Origin of the sequence: Thiocystis violascens DSM 198 (assembly GCF_000227745.2) — a bacterium.
GTDB classification, from domain to species: Bacteria; Pseudomonadota; Gammaproteobacteria; order Chromatiales; family Chromatiaceae; genus Chromatium; species Chromatium violascens.
Window position 1 is genome coordinate 4,578,431 of sequence record NC_018012.1, and the last position, 18,274, is coordinate 4,596,704.

The 18,274-nt window shown below is 61.4% G+C and carries 21 protein-coding genes; 17 read left to right on the forward strand and 4 right to left on the reverse strand.

The features are described 5' to 3' along the window. Nucleotides 1–23 precede the first annotated feature (23 nt). The 16 genes from rpsH (at nt 24) to THIVI_RS20440 (ending at nt 9,638) form a co-directional block, all read left to right on the forward strand. Nucleotides 24–419, forward strand: coding sequence for a 30S ribosomal protein S8 (gene rpsH / locus THIVI_RS20370; protein WP_014780410.1), 396 nt, complete (start codon nt 24–26; stop codon nt 417–419). A gap of 12 nt (nt 420–431) precedes the next feature. After that, nucleotides 432–965 carry a 50S ribosomal protein L6 gene (gene rplF / locus THIVI_RS20375; protein ID WP_014780411.1) on the forward strand — a complete coding sequence of 178 codons (534 nt, stop codon included), beginning with the start codon at nt 432–434 and terminating at the stop codon, nt 963–965. A 13-nt stretch (nt 966–978) separates the two neighbouring features. Next, a complete protein-coding gene (rplR, locus tag THIVI_RS20380) occupies nt 979–1,335 on the forward strand; it encodes a 50S ribosomal protein L18 (protein WP_014780412.1) in 357 nt (118 codons plus the stop codon). A 10-nt stretch (nt 1,336–1,345) separates the two neighbouring features. After that, entirely contained in the window at nt 1,346–1,852 is a 507-nt protein-coding gene (gene rpsE / locus THIVI_RS20385; protein WP_014780413.1) for a 30S ribosomal protein S5, read from the forward strand. A gap of 3 nt (nt 1,853–1,855) precedes the next feature. Next, nucleotides 1,856–2,062, forward strand: a complete 207-nt coding sequence (rpmD, locus tag THIVI_RS20390; protein WP_014780414.1) for a 50S ribosomal protein L30 — start codon at nt 1,856–1,858, stop codon at nt 2,060–2,062. Continuing rightward, on the forward strand, nt 2,049–2,483 hold the full coding sequence (rplO, locus tag THIVI_RS20395; protein ID WP_014780415.1) for a 50S ribosomal protein L15: 435 nt from the start codon (nt 2,049–2,051) through the stop codon (nt 2,481–2,483). The genes rpmD and rplO overlap by 14 nt, the downstream gene beginning before the upstream one ends. A 19-nt stretch (nt 2,484–2,502) precedes the next feature. Continuing rightward, the gene (gene secY / locus THIVI_RS20400) at nt 2,503–3,855 is read left to right on the forward strand and encodes a preprotein translocase subunit SecY (protein ID WP_014780416.1); all 1,353 of its coding nucleotides are present in this window, start codon (nt 2,503–2,505) and stop codon (nt 3,853–3,855) included. A gap of 27 nt (nt 3,856–3,882) precedes the next feature. Then, complete coding sequence (gene rpmJ / locus THIVI_RS24105) at nt 3,883–3,996, forward strand: 50S ribosomal protein L36 (RefSeq protein WP_014780417.1); 114 nt, start codon at nt 3,883–3,885, stop codon at nt 3,994–3,996. 84 nt (nt 3,997–4,080) lie between these two features. Further along, nucleotides 4,081–4,437 carry a 30S ribosomal protein S13 gene (gene rpsM, locus THIVI_RS20405; protein ID WP_014780418.1) on the forward strand — a complete coding sequence of 119 codons (357 nt, stop codon included), beginning with the start codon at nt 4,081–4,083 and terminating at the stop codon, nt 4,435–4,437. A 38-nt stretch (nt 4,438–4,475) separates the two neighbouring features. After that, on the forward strand, nt 4,476–4,865 hold the full coding sequence (gene rpsK / locus THIVI_RS20410; protein ID WP_014780419.1) for a 30S ribosomal protein S11: 390 nt from the start codon (nt 4,476–4,478) through the stop codon (nt 4,863–4,865). 26 nt (nt 4,866–4,891) lie between these two features. Next, complete coding sequence (gene rpsD / locus THIVI_RS20415; RefSeq protein ID WP_014780420.1) at nt 4,892–5,512, forward strand: 30S ribosomal protein S4; 621 nt, start codon at nt 4,892–4,894, stop codon at nt 5,510–5,512. 22 nt (nt 5,513–5,534) lie between these two features. Next, nucleotides 5,535–6,545 carry a DNA-directed RNA polymerase subunit alpha gene (locus THIVI_RS20420; protein ID WP_014780421.1) on the forward strand — a complete coding sequence of 337 codons (1,011 nt, stop codon included), beginning with the start codon at nt 5,535–5,537 and terminating at the stop codon, nt 6,543–6,545. 76 nt (nt 6,546–6,621) lie between these two features. After that, nucleotides 6,622–7,014, forward strand: coding sequence for a 50S ribosomal protein L17 (gene rplQ / locus THIVI_RS20425; RefSeq protein ID WP_014780422.1), 393 nt, complete (start codon nt 6,622–6,624; stop codon nt 7,012–7,014). Between the two features lie 146 nt (nt 7,015–7,160). Beyond that, the gene (locus THIVI_RS20430) at nt 7,161–7,928 is read left to right on the forward strand and encodes an SAM hydrolase/SAM-dependent halogenase family protein (RefSeq protein WP_014780423.1); all 768 of its coding nucleotides are present in this window, start codon (nt 7,161–7,163) and stop codon (nt 7,926–7,928) included. 149 nt (nt 7,929–8,077) lie between these two features. Beyond that, complete coding sequence (locus THIVI_RS20435; RefSeq protein ID WP_014780424.1) at nt 8,078–8,848, forward strand: tellurite resistance TerB family protein; 771 nt, start codon at nt 8,078–8,080, stop codon at nt 8,846–8,848. A 106-nt stretch (nt 8,849–8,954) separates the two neighbouring features. After that, nucleotides 8,955–9,638, forward strand: a complete 684-nt coding sequence (locus THIVI_RS20440; protein ID WP_014780425.1) for an ERCC4 domain-containing protein — start codon at nt 8,955–8,957, stop codon at nt 9,636–9,638. 15 nt (nt 9,639–9,653) lie between these two features. On the opposite strand, the gene THIVI_RS20445 is transcribed toward THIVI_RS20440, so the two are convergent. Beyond that, nucleotides 9,654–10,136: a DUF2939 domain-containing protein gene (locus THIVI_RS20445; protein WP_014780426.1), complete on the reverse strand. Its 483-nt coding sequence runs from the start codon at nt 10,134–10,136 to the stop codon at nt 9,654–9,656. A 197-nt stretch (nt 10,137–10,333) separates the two neighbouring features. Here THIVI_RS20445 and THIVI_RS20450 point away from each other — a divergent pair, with 197 nt between their 5' ends. Then, nucleotides 10,334–11,602 carry a multifunctional CCA addition/repair protein gene (locus tag THIVI_RS20450; protein ID WP_014780427.1) on the forward strand — a complete coding sequence of 423 codons (1,269 nt, stop codon included), beginning with the start codon at nt 10,334–10,336 and terminating at the stop codon, nt 11,600–11,602. A 35-nt stretch (nt 11,603–11,637) separates the two neighbouring features. Here the strand turns inward: THIVI_RS20450 and THIVI_RS20455 are convergent, their stop codons facing one another. From THIVI_RS20455 to THIVI_RS20465, 3 genes are all read right to left on the reverse strand, one after another. After that, on the reverse strand, nt 11,638–15,006 hold the full coding sequence (locus THIVI_RS20455) for an EAL domain-containing protein (protein ID WP_014780428.1): 3,369 nt from the start codon (nt 15,004–15,006) through the stop codon (nt 11,638–11,640). A gap of 299 nt (nt 15,007–15,305) precedes the next feature. Further along, complete coding sequence (locus THIVI_RS20460; RefSeq protein ID WP_014780429.1) at nt 15,306–15,908, reverse strand: TetR/AcrR family transcriptional regulator; 603 nt, start codon at nt 15,906–15,908, stop codon at nt 15,306–15,308. Between the two features lie 30 nt (nt 15,909–15,938). Next, nucleotides 15,939–18,200 carry a nitric oxide reductase activation protein NorD gene (locus THIVI_RS20465; protein WP_014780430.1) on the reverse strand — a complete coding sequence of 754 codons (2,262 nt, stop codon included), beginning with the start codon at nt 18,198–18,200 and terminating at the stop codon, nt 15,939–15,941. Between the last annotated feature and the right edge of the window lie 74 nt (nt 18,201–18,274).

Genomic DNA, 18,274 nt, shown 5'->3' on the forward strand with positions numbered 1-18,274 from the left:
CGGTTTGACCCAAGGAGCATCCCATGAGTATGTCGGATCCGATTGCGGATATGCTGACACGCATCCGCAACGGCCAGCAGCGTGGCAAAATCACCATTGTGATGCCGTCCTCCAAGCAGAAGGTTGCGATCGCGAACCTGCTGAAGGAAGAAGGCTATATCGCCGAGGCATCGGTCGAACCCAATGGCGGCAAGCCCGAACTGGTCATCAAGCTCAAGTATTTCCGCGGCAAGCCCGTGATCGAGGTCATCAAGCGCATCTCGCGGCCGGGACTACGCATTTATCGCAATAAAAACGAGTTGCCCAAGGTTTGGGCCGGACTCGGGATTGCGATCATCTCCACCTCGCAAGGTTTGATGACCGACCGCGCGGCCCGCCAGGCGGGTCACGGCGGCGAAGTCATCGCCTACGTCGCTTAAGAGGATACGGAGATGTCACGAGTCGCAAAGGCGCCGATTACGGTGCCCAAAGGTGTCACCGTCGAGATCGTCGGTCAGGATGTCAAGGTCAAGGGTGCCAAGGGCAGCCTTGAGTGGAGCGTCCATCCGACCGTTGTCGTCAGTCAGGACGCGAATGAACTCAAGGTGGCTCCAGCCGAGGGTCAGGCAAACGCCTGGGCCATGGCCGGAACCACCCGCGCGCTGATCAACAACATGGTGGTGGGCTGTAGCGCCGGTTTCACGCGCAAGCTCACGCTGGTGGGTGTCGGCTATCGCGCCGCGGCCAAGGGCGATGTGCTGAATCTGGCCCTTGGTTTTTCGCATCCGATCGATTATCCGGTGCCTGCAGGCATCACCATCGAGACCCCGAGTCAGACCGAAGTCGTTGTCATGGGTGCCGATAAACAACGCGTCGGTCAGGTCGCCTCGGAAATCCGGGGGTTCCGTCCGCCGGAGCCTTACAAGGGCAAGGGTGTTCGTTACGCGGACGAGAATGTCCTGCGTAAGGAAGCCAAGAAGAAATAAGGGGTCTCACGTCATGGATAAAAAACAGGCTCGTCTGCGCCGTGCGACGCGGGCACGCGCCAAGATTCGGGAAATGGGCGAATTTCGGTTGTGCGTCTATCGCACGCCCCGGCATACCTACGCCCAAATCATTGCCCCGACGGGCGACAAGGTGGTCGCCAGCGCATCCACGCTGGATAAAGACATCCGCCAGTCGATCGAGGGCAACAAGGCAAACATTGTGGCGGCAACCGTCATCGGTAAGGCGATTGCTGAACGTGCCTTGTCCGCCGGCGTGGAAAGGGTCGCGTTCGACCGTTCCGGCTTCCGTTATCACGGCCGTCTCAAGGCGCTTGCCGACGCGGCGCGTGAGCACGGACTGAAATTCTGAGGACTCGAACATGGCGAACTTCAATCCCAAGCCGGAAGGCGATGACCTTCTGGAAAAACTGGTGGCGGTCAACCGCGTCGCCAAGGTCGTCAAGGGCGGACGGCAATTCGGTTTCGCGGCCTTAACGGTCGTGGGCGATGGCAAGGGCCGGGTCGGCTTCGGTCGCGGCAAGGCGCGCGAAGTGCCGATCGCGATCCAGAAGGCGATGGAAAGTGCCCGCAAGAACATGATCGAAGTCAAGCTGAATGGCACCACCCTTCAGTATCCGCTGCAGGGCGAGCATGGCGCCGCGAAGGTCTTCATGCAGCCGGCTTCCGACGGTACCGGGATCATTGCCGGCGGCGCGATGCGCGCGGTGTTCGAGGTGCTCGGCGTGCAGAATGTCCTCGCCAAGTGCATCGGTACCAACAATCCGATCAACGTCGTGCGTGCGACGGTTCAGGGGCTGCGTACCATGAATGACGCGGAAACCATCGCTGCCAAGCGCGGTAAGACCGTCGAACAGATCCTGGGGTAAGCGATGTCTGACAAAAAAATGATGAAGGTGAAACTGGTGCGCAGCACCAGCGGACGCCTTGAAAAACATAAGGCCTGCGTGCGCGGTCTGGGCCTGCGGCGGATGCATCAGGTCGTCGAGGTCGAGGACACGCCCTGCACCCGCGGGATGGTCAACGCCGTGTATTACATGGTCAAGGTCGTGGAGGAGTCTCACCATGCGGCTCAATGATCTCAAGCCCGACGAGGGCAGCCGGCCTTCCGCCAAGCGCGTCGGACGCGGTATCGGCAGCGGGCTGGGCAAGACCTGCGGACGTGGCCACAAAGGGCAGAAATCCCGTAAGGGCGGCTATCATAAGGTTGGCTTCGAGGGCGGTCAGATGCCGCTTCAGCGGCGTTTGCCGAAGGTCGGTTTTCGCTCGCGCGCATCGCTGGTCAGCGCGGAAGTGCGCCTGACCGAACTTCATCGTATCGAAGGCGATGTGGTCGATCTGGCTTCCCTGATGGCGGCGGGAGTTGTGAATCGCTCCATCAAGACGGCTAAGATCATCGCCTCCGGAGAGGTCTCCCGCGCCTTTACGATCCGTGGCATCGGTGTGACCAAGGGGGCGCGCGTCGCCATCGAAGCGGCCGGCGGCAAGGTCGAAGACTAACCAACAGGCGCGAATTCGGATGGCTAAGAACGTCGGATCAATGGGTAAATCGCTTGGCGGAATGGGGCAGTTGACGGAGTTGAAGCGCCGTCTGCTGTTCCTGTTAGGAGCTTTGCTCGTCTACCGTATCGGTACTTTCGTACCGGTTCCGGGAGTCAATCCCGAGGCACTCGCCATCCTGTTCGACCAGAATCAGGGCTCGATCCTGGACATGTTCAACATGTTCTCGGGTGGCGCCCTGGAGCGTGCGAGTTTGTTCGCGCTTGGCGTCATGCCTTACATCTCGGCGTCGATCATCATCCAGTTGATGACCTCGGTGGTACCGCAACTCGAACAGCTGAAGAAAGAAGGCGAGTCAGGGCGGCGCAAAATCACCCAGTACACGCGCTATGGAACGGTTTTTCTGGCGACCTTCCAGGCGATCGGTATCTCGATGGCGTTGCAGGGACAGACCGCGGGCGGTTCGGCGCTGGTGGTGCATGGGGGTATCGGTTTCGTCTTTACCGCTGCCGTTTCGCTGGTCACCGGGACCATGTTTCTGATGTGGCTCGGCGAACAGATCACCGAGCGCGGAATCGGTAACGGCATCTCCATGATCATTTTCGCGGGGATTGTCGCTGGCCTGCCAGCCGCCCTGGGAGGAACCCTGGAATTGGCGCGCACCGGCGAAATGAATTCGCTGGCCGTGCTGGCGCTGTTCGCGATGGCGCTGGCCGTGACCGCGTTCGTGGTCTTTGTCGAGCGTGGACAGCGGCGGATCACCGTGAATTATGCGCGCCGGCAGCAGGGCCGGAAAATGATGCAGGCGCAGAGTACGCATCTGCCGCTGAAGCTCAATATGGCCGGTGTCATTCCGCCGATTTTCGCATCGAGCATTCTCCTGTTTCCAGGGACTCTCGGGCAGTTTTTCGGGGCTAACGAGAATCTTCGCTGGATCGCGAATATCACGTCTAAGTTGGCGCCGGGCGAGCCGCTTTACGTTGTGTTCTATACGGTCGCCATTGTCTTCTTCTGCTTTTTCTACACCGCGCTGGTGTTCAACCCGAAGGAGACGGCGGATAACCTCAAACGCTCTGGCGCCTTTATCCCCGGTATTCGTCCAGGGGAGCAGACAGCGCGTTATATTGATAGCGTCATGACCCGACTGACTGCGGCGGGTGCCATTTACATCACGACGGTCTGTCTGCTGCCGGAGTTTTTGATCGTGGGCTACAACGTACCTTTCTATTTTGGTGGCACATCGTTGCTCATCGTGGTTGTCGTGGTCATGGATTTCATGGCGCAGGTTCAGGCGCATTTGATGTCGCATCAATATGAAGGCCTGATGAAAAAGGCCAACCTGAAGTCGCCTGGCGCAGGCATGTTGCGCTAACAGGCGCTCAAGATTTAGGAGTTAACAATGAAAGTGCGTGCATCGGTCAAAAAGTTGTGCAGAAACTGCAAAATTATCCGTCGGAACGGTGTTGTGCGCGTGATTTGCGCGGACCCTCGCCACAAACAACGACAGGGTTAGCCATTGATCGGTTGACCTTACAGAAACGTTTGATATACTGCGCGGTTTACCCGCTGAGCTATTAGGAATAAGGGGTTCGTCCATATGGCCCGTATCGCCGGCGTCAACATCCCAGACAAAAAGCATGCCGTGATCGCGTTGACCGCGATTTATGGCATTGGCCGCACGAGTGCGGGCAAAATATGCGACGCGGCAGGCATCCCGCGTGAAACCAAGATGCAGAAGCTGACTGAAGAAGAAGTTGATCGGCTGCGTAATGAGGTCGCCAAGTTCACGGTTGAGGGCGACCTGCGCCGCGAAGTCTCCATGAGCATTAAGCGGCTGATGGATTTGGGCTGCTATCGCGGTATCCGTCATCGCCGTGGTTTGCCGCTGCGTGGTCAGCGTACCCGTACCAATGCTCGGACCCGCAAGGGACCGCGCCGTCCGATCAAACGCTAATCGCGCTTGATCGCCGCAGAAAGACTGGATAATGACGAATGGCTAAACCGATTCGCAACACGAAAAAGAAGATCAAGAAGCAGGTCGCGGACGGGGTCGCCCACGTTCACGCCTCTTTCAATAACACGATTATTACGATCACCGACCGCCAGGGCAATACCCTTTCTTGGGCAACGTCCGGTGGCTCCGGTTTTCGTGGCTCTCGCAAAAGCACCCCTTTTGCCGCGCAGATCGCGGCGGATAAGGCAGGTCAGGCGGCGAAGGAATACGGGCTCCGCAACCTTGATGTCAATGTCAAGGGACCAGGGCCGGGACGCGAGTCCGCCGTGCGAGCGCTGAATAACGCCGGCTTCAAGATCACGAGTATCACCGACGTGACGCCGATCCCTCATAACGGCTGCCGTCCGCCCAAAAAGCGGCGCGTCTGACGTCTGACAGTTCAACAGGAAGAAACATGGCACGTTACACAGGCCCAACCTGCAAACTGGCGCGGCGCGAAGGTACGGATCTATCGCTGAAGAGCCGCGCACGCGCTTTGGATACCAAGTGCAATCTGGAAAAACAGCCAGGTCAGACCACCGACCGTCGGCGCCGGCTTTCCGATTATGGTGTGCAGTTGCGCGAAAAGCAGAAAGTGCGCCGAATCTATGGCTTGCTGGAAAAGCAGTTTCGTAATTATTACAAGAAGGCGGCTCAAGCCAAGGGTGCGACAGGCGAAAACCTGCTGCAACTCTTGGAGCGTCGACTCGACAATGTGGTGTTTCGGATGGGCTTTGGCTCAACCCGTGCTGAGGCTCGCCAACTGGTGAGTCACAAAAGCATTCTGGTCAACGGGCGCATCGTGAATGTCGCTTCTTATCAGGTGAGCGCGGAAGATCAGGTCGAGGTGCGCGAGCCTTCCAAGAAGCAACTGCGCGTCCAGAATGCGTTGTCGCTGGCCGAGCAGTACGGCTTTCCTGACTGGGTCGAGGTTGACACTAAAGGCCTGAAAGGCGTCTTCAAGCGTGTTCCAGACCGTTCGGATCTGCCGGCTGACATCAACGAGTCGCTGATCGTCGAGCTGTACTCCAAGTAAGGAGTTTCCTGAGAGGCACTGAATGAATGACGCTATTGGCGAATTTCTAAAACCGCGCATTGTAAAAGTCGAGTTGGTTCATGGAAACCTGAACCATGCGAAAATCTCTCTGGAACCGCTCGAACGCGGTTTCGGGCACACGCTTGGAAACGCGCTTCGACGCATCTTGCTGTCCTCCATGGATGGATGCGCCGTGACGGAAGTCGAGATTCAGGGTGTGCTGCATGAGTACACGACCATTGCTGGCGTGCAGGAGGATGTCCTTGAGATCCTTCTGAATCTCAAGCAGTTGGCGATTTCACTCAAAGGCAAAGACGAGGCGACTTTCACGTTGAGCAAGAGCGGTCCCGGCCCGGTGACCGCAGCGGATATCGCCATTGATCACACCGCTGAAATCGCGAATCCAGGTCTGGTGATCGCCAACCTGTCGGCGGGCGAACTGAGTATGACGTTGACGGTGCGGCGCGGGCTTGGTTACGAGCCGACGACTCAGCGCGAACTGGATGTCAGCGAGGATCGTCCGATCGGCAAGCTGCCGATCGATGCCTCCTTTAGTCCGGTCCGTCGCGTGGCGATCGAGATACAGTCCGCGCGCGTCGAGCAGCGCACCGACCTGGATCGTCTGGTGATCGATCTGGAGACCAACGGGACCATCGACCCGCGCGAAGCGATTCAGCGTTCGGCGGCGATCCTGCGTGATCAGCTATCCAGTTTCGTCGCGTTGGAGGGGACTGGACCCTCGGAGGTTCAGGTTACCGAGGCCCGTGACGAATCGCCCTATGATCCAATTCTGCTGCGTCCGGTCGATGACCTTGAGCTCACGGTGCGCTCCGCGAATTGTCTGAAGGCTGAAAACATCTATCTGATCGGCGACTTGATTCAGCGGACCGAGGTCGAGCTTCTAAAGACTCCGAATCTCGGTAAGAAATCGCTGACGGAGATCAAGGATGTCCTCGCGACGCGCGGCCTGTCGTTGGGCATGCGTCTTGAGAATTGGCCGCCCGAGAACATTGCCGAGTTGAGCATTCGGTAACGAGCATGGCGCGGCCAACGTCGCGTTTCTCGTTGCATATAAAATCGATTACAAAGAACATTTCGGGATCAGGATCATGCGTCACCGCAAAGCCGGAAGGCATCTTAACCGTACCAGCTCGCACCGCGAGGCGATGTTTCGCAACATGTCGGCTTCGCTGTTTCGTTATGAGCTGATCAAAACCACTCTGCCCAAGGCGAAGGAGTTGCGGCGTATCGCCGAACCCTTGATTACCCTGGCAAAGACCGATTCGGTTCATACCCGCCGCCTGGCCTTCGCCCGGCTCCGCGATAAAGAAATTATCGGCAAGCTGTTCGTCGAACTGGGGCCACGGTATCAGGATCGTCCGGGCGGTTACCTGCGGATTCTCAAATGCGGTTATCGTGCCAGCGATGCGGCTCCCATGGCCTATGTCGAACTGGTCGACCGTCCGATGACATCAGCGGCGGTCGATGTCGACGACGATTGAGAATTCCCTCGATCAGAAAACCGGGCAATCGCCCGGTTTTTTTATGCCTTGTTCAGGTTCGCCGAATCCGAATTTTTGGGATTGTTTCGTGTGATGTCGGTCTTGCTAAAGGGGGCGTTGCAGCTCGGGTCGCTTAGGAGTGAAACTTGAATCCAGCGGCAATTCGACGGATCGCGCTTGTCACCGACTTCGGCGACGGTCTCTATGTGGGTCAAATGCGGGCTCGATTGGGGGCTTTGCTGCCAGAACTGCCGCTGATCGATCTCGTGCATGACTTACCGCCCTTCCGGCCCGATCTGGCGGCCTATTTGCTTCCGGCCCTGGTGCGCGACATGCCAGGCAACACCTTGTATCTCTGTGTCGTCGACCCCGGCGTCGGCGGTGACCGTGCGCTGCTGGCCGTGGAATCCGCTGGCGACTGGTTGATCGGACCCGACAACGGTTTGTTGGCGCCGCTGATCCAGCAGGCCGATGGCGCCGTCTCGGTCTGGCGTATCGGTTGGCGGCCGGAACGGATGTCTTCCAGTTTCCATGGTCGCGACTGGATTGCGCCAGCCGCCGCGCGTCTCTGTCTTGGTCAGGAGCTTCGGATGTCCTGCCTGGAGACATCGGCCATGGTGGGCTCCGACTGGCCGCAAGAACGGGGCGTCATTCTCTATGTCGATCGCTTCGGCAATCTGATCTCCGGGTTGCATGCCCGCGGGCGCGATCGACGGCATCGGCTTCAGGTCGGTGAACAAACCTTGCGAAACGCCCGCACCTTTTGCCAGGTCGTGCCGGGCGAATCCTTTTGGTATAAAAACGCCTTCGGTCTGGTCGAGATCGCCGTGAATCGGGGTCGGGCCGATGATCTGCTGGGGCTTGCCGCCGGCGACCCGATCGGTCCCTTTATCGCCCTGCCGGACGCCGTCTAGTCGATCAGGCGATCATCAGTCATGCGCTTGACACAACCAACGTGTATACGTGATGCGCTTCGATTTGAATGAAAATTGTCTTGGACGCCAGGGATCGGCAGGTTGCTCGCGAAATTGATGTGTTCAAATAACCCATTGGAGACAGCGACATGACCAACTTTGGCGATTTACTCGGGGCGCTCCTGCAAAGTAACGTAGGGCAGTCGGCGCAGAGTCGGATCGGTAATGCCCTGCAGGATCTGCAAGCCAATCTGGGACAGGCATCCGGCGGTCAGGGCGGTACCGGCGACCTGCTTGCCGGCATTCTCGAACAGGCAAAAACCCGTCTCGGAACCGCCGCCGATAACCCGCTGCAGGCCGGCGGTATCGGAGCGGTTCTGGGGTCGCTATTGGGCGGCGGTGGCGATTCCGTCAAGGGTGCCTTGTCGGGCGGCGTGCTGGCCATGCTGGCGGGCGTGGCGTTCAAGGCCATGAGCAATACCGGGCAGACTGGTCTGGCTGTCTCTCAAGGCGGTGAACCGCCCGTGGGGCTAAAGCCTCCCGCGACTCCGGCGGAGCAGACACTGCTGGAAACAAAGGCGCAATTGATCCTGAAAGGCATGATGAATATCGCCAAGTCGGACGGTCAGGTCAGTCCAGAGGAGATTCAGCGAATCGTTGGCAAGGCTGCGGACGCGGGCATCGGTGCTCAGGGGCAGGAGTGGTTGATGGCCGAATTGCTTCAACCGCTGAATCTGGATGCCTTCGCCGCTGAAATCCCAGATCCGGCGGTCGCGGCGGAGGTGTATGCTGCCTCTTTGCTAGCCGTCGAGGTCGACACCCCGCAGGAGCGGGACTATCTTCGTCAGTTCGCCGAAAAGACCGGGCTTGCCCCAGTCGTGGTGCGGCAGATTCACCAATCCCTGGGCGTTGCAATGTAAACCCCAACGAGCGCGGTTTCGTGTCAACCGTGCCCGGATGCGTCCACTGTCTGCCTTCCTCGTTCTGAAAGGAATCGGGAAGGTAAACGACGAGGATGGAGCCAGGATGGAGCAAGTGGACAAGCAATCGACGATCAGCGTTCAGGTCGACGACCGGGAGTCCCGAAGCGCTGTCCTGGACGTGCTGAAGATGCAGACTGGCGTGGATGTACAGGTTCGGCGCCTGCCGGTTGGCGACTATCTCATCGACGACCGCTTTCTGTTCGAGCGTAAAACGTTGATCGATCTCACGCTCTCCATCCAGGATGGGCGGCTTTTTTCGCAAGGATTGAAGCTCGCCGGATCACCTCTACAGACCGCCTTGATTCTGGAAGGCACCTCGAAGGGTCTGGCTGGCAGTCGGATGCGGCGCGAAGCGATCCAGGGCGCATTGGTCAGTTTGACCCTGTTTCTTGGGATTCCGCTCTTGCGCGCCATGGATTCGTCGGAGACCGCCCGACTCATGTTGTACGCGGTCCGCCAGGGGCGCCGATTCGCGACCGGCGCCTATCCGCGCAAAGGCCGCCGCGTTCATGGCAAGACGAGATTGCAGCATCATATCCTGCAGGGGCTTCCCGGCATCGGTCCCAGTCGCGCCAAGCGTTTGTTGGAGCGCTTTGGCAGTATCGAGGCGGTCGTGACCGCCGCTCCCGGCGAACTCGCGCAAATCGTAAGGAATCGGTCAGGTCACCGCCGCTGCCATTCGTTGGGCGGTCGAGGAATCGGCCGGTTGTTTTGTGCTCGACGATGACGACTGGTTGCCGATTTAAGGCACGATATCCGTGATCTTCCAATGGCCGTCCACCAGCGAGAGCCGCAAATGGGTCGGACCCTGGCCCAGGTCGCCGATGCGGATCAAAAAGCGGTGATAGGACTCGAAGAAGGCGAAGCCGATTCCGGCCAGCAGATAGGGCGGACTCTGTCCCGTCGCACGGGTGACCGCGTCGCGCAGGGTTTTATGCACCCAGGGGAGCGTGACCGCTTGATCCAGGGCCGCATCGCCCAGACGCTCAAGATTCTGGCGGATCCAGTTCATGACGCTGTCGGGGTCGCCAGAGGGAAAGATCGCATCGGCGCCAGAGGCCACCCGCTTTTTGTAGTTGGCGCGAATGGCCTGCAAATCCACTAGTTCGGCAAGCTGACTGGCATCCTGTTGGTTGATGGCGGCGTCGAGCCGATACACCGTGTAATAGGGCCAGAGAGCGTAGCCGATCAGCGCGAAGAGAATCAGGTAGCCGAAAAACCGCATCTGTTTTGTCCCTTGATGAATGAGTCAAGTCATGCGTTCATTCTAACCGCAACCCGGCATTGGATATAATCCCCGGACCATTGGAAAGCGGAGACGAGCGTGGACGAGTCGATTGAAATCACCGCCAATCTGGCGACCGACCGTCCGACTGGCGGCACTGTGGGTCCGCCGCCTCTGGTGACGGCTGGAAACGCCTCATGATTGCCACGCAGGGCTTGAACACTTATCTGGTTGGCGGCGCCGTGCGTGATCGCCTGCTGGGACTCACCGTGACGGAACGCGATTTCGTCGTCGTCGGAGCGACTGTGGGCGATCTGCTCCAGCGGGGCTTTCAGCAGGTTGGGAAGGATTTTCCAGTCTTCCTGCATCCCGAAACCAAGGACGAATACGCCTTGGCGCGTACCGAGCGCAAGACGGCGCCGGGCTACCATGGGTTCGCCGTGCATGCCGACCCGAGCGTCACGCTGGAACAGGATCTGCTGCGCCGCGACTTGACGATCAATGCCCTAGCGCAACACGCATCGGGTGAAATCGTCGATCCCTATGGTGGACTGGCCGATCTCAACGCGCGGCGGTTGCGGCACGTCTCGCCGGCCTTCGTCGAGGATCCGGTGCGCATCCTGCGGGTCGCCCGTTTCGCCGCGCGCTTTGCCGGTCTCGGCTTTCGGGTCGCGGACGAGACCCGCGAACTGATGCGGGCGATGGTGGACGCTGGCGAGGTGGATGCGCTGGTGCCCGAGCGGGTGTGGCAGGAACTGTCGCGCGCGCTGGGGGAGGCACGTCCGTCGCGCTTCTTCGAGGTGCTGCGCGACTGCGGGGCGCTGGCGCGGCTGCTGCCGGAGCTGGATCGTCTGTGGGGCGTGCCCCAGCCCATCCAATGGCATCCCGAGATCGATACCGGCGTGCATGTCATGCTGGTGCTCGACATGGCCGCGCGTCTGTCGCCGGATCTGGAAATCCGCTTCGCCGCGCTCTGTCATGATCTGGGCAAGGGCACGACGCCGCCGGACATCCTGCCCAGTCACCGGGGGCATGAGGCGCGCGGTGCGGCGCTAGTGGACGTCCTGTGCGACCGTTTCAAGATCCCCAACCGCTGTCGCGAGCTGGCGCGCATCACCGCCCGCGATCATGGTCTGGTCCATAAGGTCGACGAACTGCGCGCGGGGACGATTCTGGATCTGCTCGAAGGCGCTGACGCCCTCCGCCGACCGGCGCGTTTCCATCAAATGTTGATCGCCTGCGAGGCCGATTATCGGGGCCGAACTGGCTACGAGGAACGCCCGTATCCGCAAGGCGAGCGGCTGCGCCGGCTGCTTGAGGTCGTCGCCGGGGTGGATGTCGGCGCCATCGCGCTGGCGACGCGCGAGCCGCGGCTGATTCCGGAACGGATTCGAGCCGCGCGGATCGGCGCGATCAAGGCCGAGCGGCGGGAGTCGGATGAAGGGCCGCCTCCGACAGGCTTGTGAGCCTTCCGGGCTCGCCGAGTTTTCCGGTCGCGAAACTACATTTGTCCTGCTCCGGAAATCGCCTGCCCACTACCGTCTGTCCATCCGCCTTTCTGCTGTAAAGCCTCCTCCGGGGGCACTGGGCGCGACCAGAGATAACCCTGCCCCCAATCGCACCCGAGTTCCTTGAGCAGTTCGAGTTGCCGCGGGGTTTCGATGCCCTCGGCGATGACCTCCTTGCCGATGGAATGGGCCATGGCGATCATGCCGGCGACCAGATTGCGGTCGCGGGGGGCCTCGATGCCGCGAATGAATCCGCGGTCGATCTTGAGATTCGAGATCGGCAGCTCGCGCAGATAGACCATGGAACTGAAGCCGGTGCCGAAATCGTCCAGCGAGAGCGTGACGCCGCCACGGTCCAGGATGTTCAGCGAGGTCTTCACGCTCGGCGTCATGCGCAGCAACAGGGATTCGGTGATCTCGATCTCGATCAGATCCGGCGGCACATCGGCGGCGTGCAGGTCTTCGAGCAGCCGGCGCGCGAAGCCGCGCGCCTCCAGGTCGGCGGCGGAGACATTGATGCCGAGCCGCACGCCCTCGTCGTCGCGTTCGAGCTGCTCGCGCAGGAGTCGGATGGACTGGCGCAAAACCGCGGCGGTCACGGAGCCAATCAAACCGTTGCGTTCGGCCGCCGGGATGAAATCGCTCGGCATGATGATCGCGCCATCCTCGTCACGCCAGCGCGCCAAGACCTCGAAGCGCCGCTGCCGGTCGCTGGCGCCGATGGCGATCTGTGGCTGAAGCAGGATTTCGATGGCGTCCATGGGCGAGCGGCCCAGTACCGCGCGGTCGATTTCCAGGCGTTTGAGCGCCTGCGTTTCCAGCTTGCGATCGAAGGGGCGGGCGCAGTTGCGGCCATCCGCCTTGGCGCGATAGAGCGCCAGATCGGCCTGCTTGAGCAGTTCGCCGGGCTCGGAGTCGGCGCCGCCGATGGCCAGTCCCAGCGAACAGGTGATGGAGAAACTGTCCCCCTCGATCAGAATGGTCTGGCGCAGCGATTCGATCATCCGCTCCATGCGCGCGAGCGGATCCTCGCCCGCCGGTTGCGGCAGCATCAGCACGAATTCGTCGCCGCCGAGTCGCGCGGCCAATCCGTCGCCGGGCAGCGATTCGCGGATGCGCTCGGCCAGAGCGCGTAGCAGGAGATCGCCCTTGTCGTGACCGAGGGTGTCGTTGATGGTCTTGAAATGATCGATATCCAGGAGCGCGACCGAAAAATAGTGGCCATCGCGCTGGCTGGTCTCGATCGACTCGGCCAACGCCTCGCGGAAGCGCGCCCGATTCGGCAGTCCGGTCAGCGAGTCATGCAGGGCGCGATGACGCATCTCCTCGCGCGACTGGCGCAATTGATCGCGCTGACGCGCCAGCGACTGGGCGAGGCGCTCGAAATGCGCGGCATTGGCGACGATCACCTGCTGGATCAGATTCTTCAGCGCCAGTCCGGCGGCCAGCGCGACCCGCGACCAGGGGCGCGCATGATGGGTGCGTTCTTCCTTCCAGACCTGAAAGGTTCGGTTCGACCAGCCGAAGGGACGCTCGCCATCGCTGGCGGCGAATGGCAGCGAGGCCGGATCGGCGCCCCAGTTGACGGTGTATTTGACCCGTCGGCGTCCGAACAGCAGGATGTCGTCGTGCCGGTCGTCGACGAAGATCGCCATGACGCCGGCGAGCCGATCCGGATAGGCCGCCGCCGGCTCGAATTCGCCGGAGAGACAGTCGGTGCTCCAGAGCGGTCCGGGACGTGTCCGCAGAAAATCGAGCAGATTCTGGATGTGGCCGTTCGGGATGTTGCAATCCTGACCCAGAAAGAGCGGTTGACCGTGATGGTAGATCTGGACCATGTCCGCGCCGACCAACTCGCACAACAGTTGTTCCTTGCCGATGAAACTCTCCGGAAAGGGCTGCTCGATGTCGATCTCGCCGACGATGCCGTTGACCTCCGCCATTCCCAGTTCGCTGGCGCGATTGCGCTCGCGCTCCTCGACCAGACCCAGCCGCGCGGACAGACAGCCGCTCAGTTCGATCAGTCCGCGCCGCGTTGTGGATGTCACTGGATGCGGGGCGCGATGATGAAAGATGATCAGTCCCCAGAGCCGCTCATCATGCAGGATCGACAGCGACATGGAGCCGTTCACGTCGAAGCGTTTCAGATAGTTGCGGTGAATCGGCGACTGCGCGCGCAGATGGGCGACACCGATATCGATGGCGCCGGGGGCCAGGGTTTTGCTCAAGAGCGGCACGTCGGAGTGATCGCGGCTGGGCGCGTAGCGCAGCGGCGTCTCCCGATAGAGCGCGCGCGCCTGACGCGGAATATCGGTTGCCGGATAGCGCAGACCCAGGATCGAAGGCCAGGCGCCCGGCAGCAGGCTCTCGGCGATCACGATCCCGTCGTCCTCGGGTTCGAAGCGGTAGGCGACCACGCGCTCGAACCCGGTCAGATAGCGGAAAATCTCGACGGCCTCCTGGCAAATCCTGGTGGCGCTGTCGCAGCCGCGCAGCCGCCGCTGGAAGGCGGCGAGATCGAAGCCGCGCAGCCGCGCATCCATCGCCATCTCGCCATGGGGCTCGATCTCCAGCAGCAGACGGCCACGCCAGCGGTGCACGCGGACATCGAGCGGCAGCTCGCCGACCGGCGCCTTCGCGCGAAAAAAAGAGGGACAAAAGAGGGCGGAATCCTCGCCCGCGCCCAGGCAGGCGAGTCGCTCGGCATCGCTGTCCGGCAAGGCCAGGGTTAGCGGCTCGCCAAGCAGGGTCTCGGGCTCCAGCCCCAGATACATGGCCGTATTGGCGCTACAGGCATCGATGCGCAGCGTCGCGGGATCGATCGTCAGCAGACAGCCGAAGGGTTGGATGGCGCCGCAGGTGGCGATCGGTTCCGCGTCGCATTGGGAAAAGTCGAAGGAGGCCGCCGACAACGCCGCCAGCGTTTCGCAGAATTTGCCGGAGATCAGGTCATGGGCGACCTGTTCGTTGCGCGGCGGCAGCTGGCGCAGCGGTTCGATGAGGATCCAGAATTCGCCGGGGCGGTGCGAGGCGCGCATTGAAATGCGGACCTGAATCGGATGCATCTGAAAATCGAAGACAAATTCGAAGGCGGTGTTCAATTGGCCGGTCAGGACGCCCCGGCGGAAACGTCCATAGAACTCGGGTACGACAGTGCAGGGCGCCACGTCGGAGAAGAAGTTGCGCCCGATCACCGCCTCGGGCGTGCGATTCGTGATCGCCGCCTGGGAGCGGCTGTAAAATAGGATGACGCCCTCGGCATCGACGCGGATCGCCCCGCAGGGCAGACGGTCCAGTTGCTCCTCGGACAGGTTGTCCAGTTGCCGGGGGTCGTGGATGTCGATGGCGTCATTGAACATCATGGGTTGGCTTCGGCTCCAGCGCGCCGCGGAAAACCGGTTATTATCCCCCAAGGATCGCGTATTTTTTGCGGAAAGCCGAAAAAAGCATCCTGTTAAACCGCGTCCAGCGCGACATGCGTAATTTTCAGTTTGTGTTTGACTCTGGGGATTTCACCAGCCTCACGAGAGACGCGGTTTAAAATTTTATATTTTTAATATCTTAAACCGCGTCTGCTCCGACGATCGTCGATGCGGCCAAGGTTAATCCAATCCAAAAACATCGCATACCGCACTGGACGCGGTTTAGCCTCTCCCTAGCTTCAACGGGCGCCCAGCCCGTCCAGATAGCGTCCGATCAGATCCTCGGTCAGCGCCTCGGCGGCGGTGTCGCCGCCCAGGACGAGCTTGTCGGTGATCGCCAGCACGGTAATGCCATGCACGCCGCTCCAGAGCGCCTGAGCGGACCGGCGCACGGCAAGCGGATCGCGTTCGGGCGCCAGGGCGGAAAGATAGCCGGCCACCCGCGTGAAAAAATCCTCGATCTTCGCGAGCAGGCCAGCCGGAACCTCCGCGTCCGCGGGCAGGACATGCTCGAAGATCAGCCGCCAGCGGACCGGATGCGCGGTCGCGAAGGTGAGATAAGCGCGTCCCATGCCAAGAATGGCCTTGCGCGGTTCGCGACAGTCCGCCACGGCCATCTCGATCCCGGCGCGTAACTCATCGAGCGTGCGTTCGTTGATCCGCAGGATTAGATCGTCGCGGTTGCGGAAGAGAAAATATAGGCTGCCGACCGTGTAACCGATCCGACCCGCGACGGCGCGGGTCGTCAGGGTCGTTGGCCCTTCTTCCTCCAGCATGGCCACGGCCGCCTCCAGGGCAAGAGCCGCGAGTTCCTCTTTGCTGTGTTCGCCGCGACGGCCCATGTCATCCCGCCAAGCGCTGTTGCCGCGTCATTATTTGGTCAGGGCCATGAAAAGCTGGGGGAGCTTTTCCGGGAGCCGCTCGACCCGATCGATGACGGTGAAGCGGTTGCCGAAGCAGTCGCGGACATATTCGTCGGCGTGACTGTCGAGGTTGATGCAGTAGGTATAGATCCCCTGCTGGTCGAGTTCCTGAACCGCCTTGTGGGTGTCCTCGATCAGCAGCCGCTCGTCGTCCACATCGATGTCGTGAGGCTGGCCGTCGGTGAGAATCAGCAGCAGCTTTTTCTCTGCCTGGCGAGCTTCCAGATAATGGGCCGCGTGACGCAGGGCGGCGCCCATGCGGGTGGAATAACCGGCTTCCATCGCGGCGAGACGACCCTTGACCTGATCGTCCCAGCCCTCGCCATACCCCTTGATATGTTGATAGCGAACTTCGTGACGGGTGTTCGACGAGAAGCCGGCGATGGCGAACTCGTCGCCCAGATGATCGATGGCCCAGCCGAGCAGGGCGACGGCCTCCTGACTGAGTTCCAGGATGCTTTGGCTGCATCCGTCCGGGATTTGATTGAGCGACTGCGAGAGATCGAGCAGGAGCATGACGGCGATGTCGCGCCCGTCGTGTCGGTGACTCATGTTGATGCGCGGGTCCGGGGTGGCCCCGCCGCGAAAGTCGATGAGCGAACGGATGGCGACATCCAGATCCAGCTCGCAGCCTTCTTCCTGATAACGCAGACGCACGTACTGCTGAGGCTTGAGCAGGTCGAGAATCTGCTTCAGGCGCTTGGCCAGCATCCGGTGCTTGTCGAGCAGGGCGTCGATGTGGGCGGGGTCGCCGCTGGGATGCAGGCCCTCGTAGAGGCTGACCCAGTCCGGGCGATAGGTCTTGCTCTGGTAGTCCCACTCCGGGTAGTGGCGGGGCGGCAGGGTTTCGACCTCGTCGGCCTGACGCGGCTTGCGTTCCTCGAAGGCTTCCTCCTCGTCGCCCTGTTCGATGTAGCGCCAAAGGTGGCGGTTATCGTCGCGGTAGTCGACCTCGGTATCCGTGAAGTAGACGTTGGAGGATAGATCCTGCTGGCGGCGGGTGCGGGCGATGTAGGCGATGGCAAGGTCCGCGATGGCCTGGGTGCTGGACGGACCCTCGGCCAGTTCGGCGTGAAAACGGGCGACGAAATCGAGCAGGTTCGGGTCGCGGTAGCCGTGGTCCGGGTCAAGGACGGCGCGGGAGAACATCGCGAGACGATGGCGGATGCAGGATTCGCGCTCCGGGTCGCAGGCGTCCTCCGCCGGCGTGGGGTGCAGAGCCAGGAGGATCCGGCGCAGTCCGGGGTATTCGCGCAGCGCCAGGGAGTCGACCCGGCAATCCTCGAAGGTCTCGACCGCGAGGCGCTGGAAGGGGCTGAGATTATCCGCGACGAGCGAGCCGCTCCAGCGCAGATGGGCGGCGACATGGGCCAGCAGGGCGCGGTAGCGATCGATCCCGGCGACCCCGTCGCGGTCGTCGTAGCAGTCCGGAATCCGCACCCCGAGGGCGTCGAAGTAGGGCAGGGGCTTGCGCGGTTCGTCGAAGGCGTCGGAATAGGGGACGAAGGTCTGGCGCTCCCGCCACAGGGCACGCAGATACAGATCGAGCTGGCGCTCGTGATCGACGAACAGAACACCGTGACGCTCGCGCTGAAGGACCGCCCGGCTATCCGCCGATTGCAGACTGAAATAGTCGCGTTGGCGGTCGGGATGATCGGCATAGTGACGCAGGCCATAGTCGAGCCAGTTGCGCAGGCCATGGCAGGTGAGCTGGCTCAGGAGGTAGGGGATCCGTTCCAGCAGGTCCGGGAGGCTCGGGCTCGGGATGGTGGTGTGGAAGCCATGGATGGAGCCGGTGGTGCGCTCCATGAAGTCCAGAATCATCGCGGTATAGCGGGTCAGCAGCTCGGCGCTGGCGAGGCGACGCGACGCCTCGGCGATGCTCTGCAGAAAGGGCAGAATGGCCTTGCCGTTGGGACTGCGCGAGAGCTTCCAGACCGTCTGGGAGACTAGCGCCAGGGTCTCTTCCCCCAGATCGGCGGCGACTCGGGGCATCTCTTCCAGATAGACCAGCACCGGCTCGAAACCGCGCCCGATGCGGCAGATCAGCGAGGCGCCTTCCAGATAGTCATGGATCCCGGTCTCGCTCAACAGGATCCGGGCCTCGGTCATGCAGTCGGGGAAGACCTGGTCGAGTTGAGGGAAGTTGCAGCGCAGTTGTTGGCGCAGCGGGGCCAGGATGTCGGGCGAAAGCGGTGCTGGGACGGGCATGGCGGCTCCGGCGGGGCTATGGTTGGTCGGGCAAGACCGCGAGGTACTTGGCCGGCTGCTGCTTATCAATCGAA

Excerpts from the sequence above, each read along its gene's own strand:
- rpsH (WP_014780410.1), top strand. The coding sequence starts at position 24 with ATGAGTATGTCGGATCCGATTGCGGATATGCTGACACGCATCCGCAAC.
- rplF (WP_014780411.1), top strand. The coding sequence starts at position 432 with ATGTCACGAGTCGCAAAGGCGCCGATTACGGTGCCCAAAGGTGTCACC.
- rplR (WP_014780412.1), top strand. The coding sequence starts at position 979 with ATGGATAAAAAACAGGCTCGTCTGCGCCGTGCGACGCGGGCACGCGCC.
- rpsE (WP_014780413.1), top strand. The coding sequence starts at position 1,346 with ATGGCGAACTTCAATCCCAAGCCGGAAGGCGATGACCTTCTGGAAAAA.
- rpmD (WP_014780414.1), top strand. The coding sequence starts at position 1,856 with ATGTCTGACAAAAAAATGATGAAGGTGAAACTGGTGCGCAGCACCAGC.
- rplO (WP_014780415.1), top strand. The coding sequence starts at position 2,049 with ATGCGGCTCAATGATCTCAAGCCCGACGAGGGCAGCCGGCCTTCCGCC.
- secY (WP_014780416.1), top strand. The coding sequence starts at position 2,503 with ATGGCTAAGAACGTCGGATCAATGGGTAAATCGCTTGGCGGAATGGGG.
- rpmJ (WP_014780417.1), top strand. The coding sequence starts at position 3,883 with ATGAAAGTGCGTGCATCGGTCAAAAAGTTGTGCAGAAACTGCAAAATT.
- rpsM (WP_014780418.1), top strand. The coding sequence starts at position 4,081 with ATGGCCCGTATCGCCGGCGTCAACATCCCAGACAAAAAGCATGCCGTG.
- rpsK (WP_014780419.1), top strand. The coding sequence starts at position 4,476 with ATGGCTAAACCGATTCGCAACACGAAAAAGAAGATCAAGAAGCAGGTC.
- rpsD (WP_014780420.1), top strand. The coding sequence starts at position 4,892 with ATGGCACGTTACACAGGCCCAACCTGCAAACTGGCGCGGCGCGAAGGT.
- THIVI_RS20420 (WP_014780421.1), top strand. The coding sequence starts at position 5,535 with ATGAATGACGCTATTGGCGAATTTCTAAAACCGCGCATTGTAAAAGTC.
- rplQ (WP_014780422.1), top strand. The coding sequence starts at position 6,622 with ATGCGTCACCGCAAAGCCGGAAGGCATCTTAACCGTACCAGCTCGCAC.
- THIVI_RS20435 (WP_014780424.1), top strand. The coding sequence starts at position 8,078 with ATGACCAACTTTGGCGATTTACTCGGGGCGCTCCTGCAAAGTAACGTA.
- THIVI_RS20440 (WP_014780425.1), top strand. The coding sequence starts at position 8,955 with ATGGAGCAAGTGGACAAGCAATCGACGATCAGCGTTCAGGTCGACGAC.
- THIVI_RS20445 (WP_014780426.1), bottom strand. The coding sequence starts at position 10,136 with ATGCGGTTTTTCGGCTACCTGATTCTCTTCGCGCTGATCGGCTACGCT.
- THIVI_RS20450 (WP_014780427.1), top strand. The coding sequence starts at position 10,334 with ATGATTGCCACGCAGGGCTTGAACACTTATCTGGTTGGCGGCGCCGTG.
- THIVI_RS20455 (WP_014780428.1), bottom strand. The coding sequence starts at position 15,006 with ATGATGTTCAATGACGCCATCGACATCCACGACCCCCGGCAACTGGAC.
- THIVI_RS20460 (WP_014780429.1), bottom strand. The coding sequence starts at position 15,908 with ATGGGCCGTCGCGGCGAACACAGCAAAGAGGAACTCGCGGCTCTTGCC.
- THIVI_RS20465 (WP_014780430.1), bottom strand. The coding sequence starts at position 18,200 with ATGCCCGTCCCAGCACCGCTTTCGCCCGACATCCTGGCCCCGCTGCGC.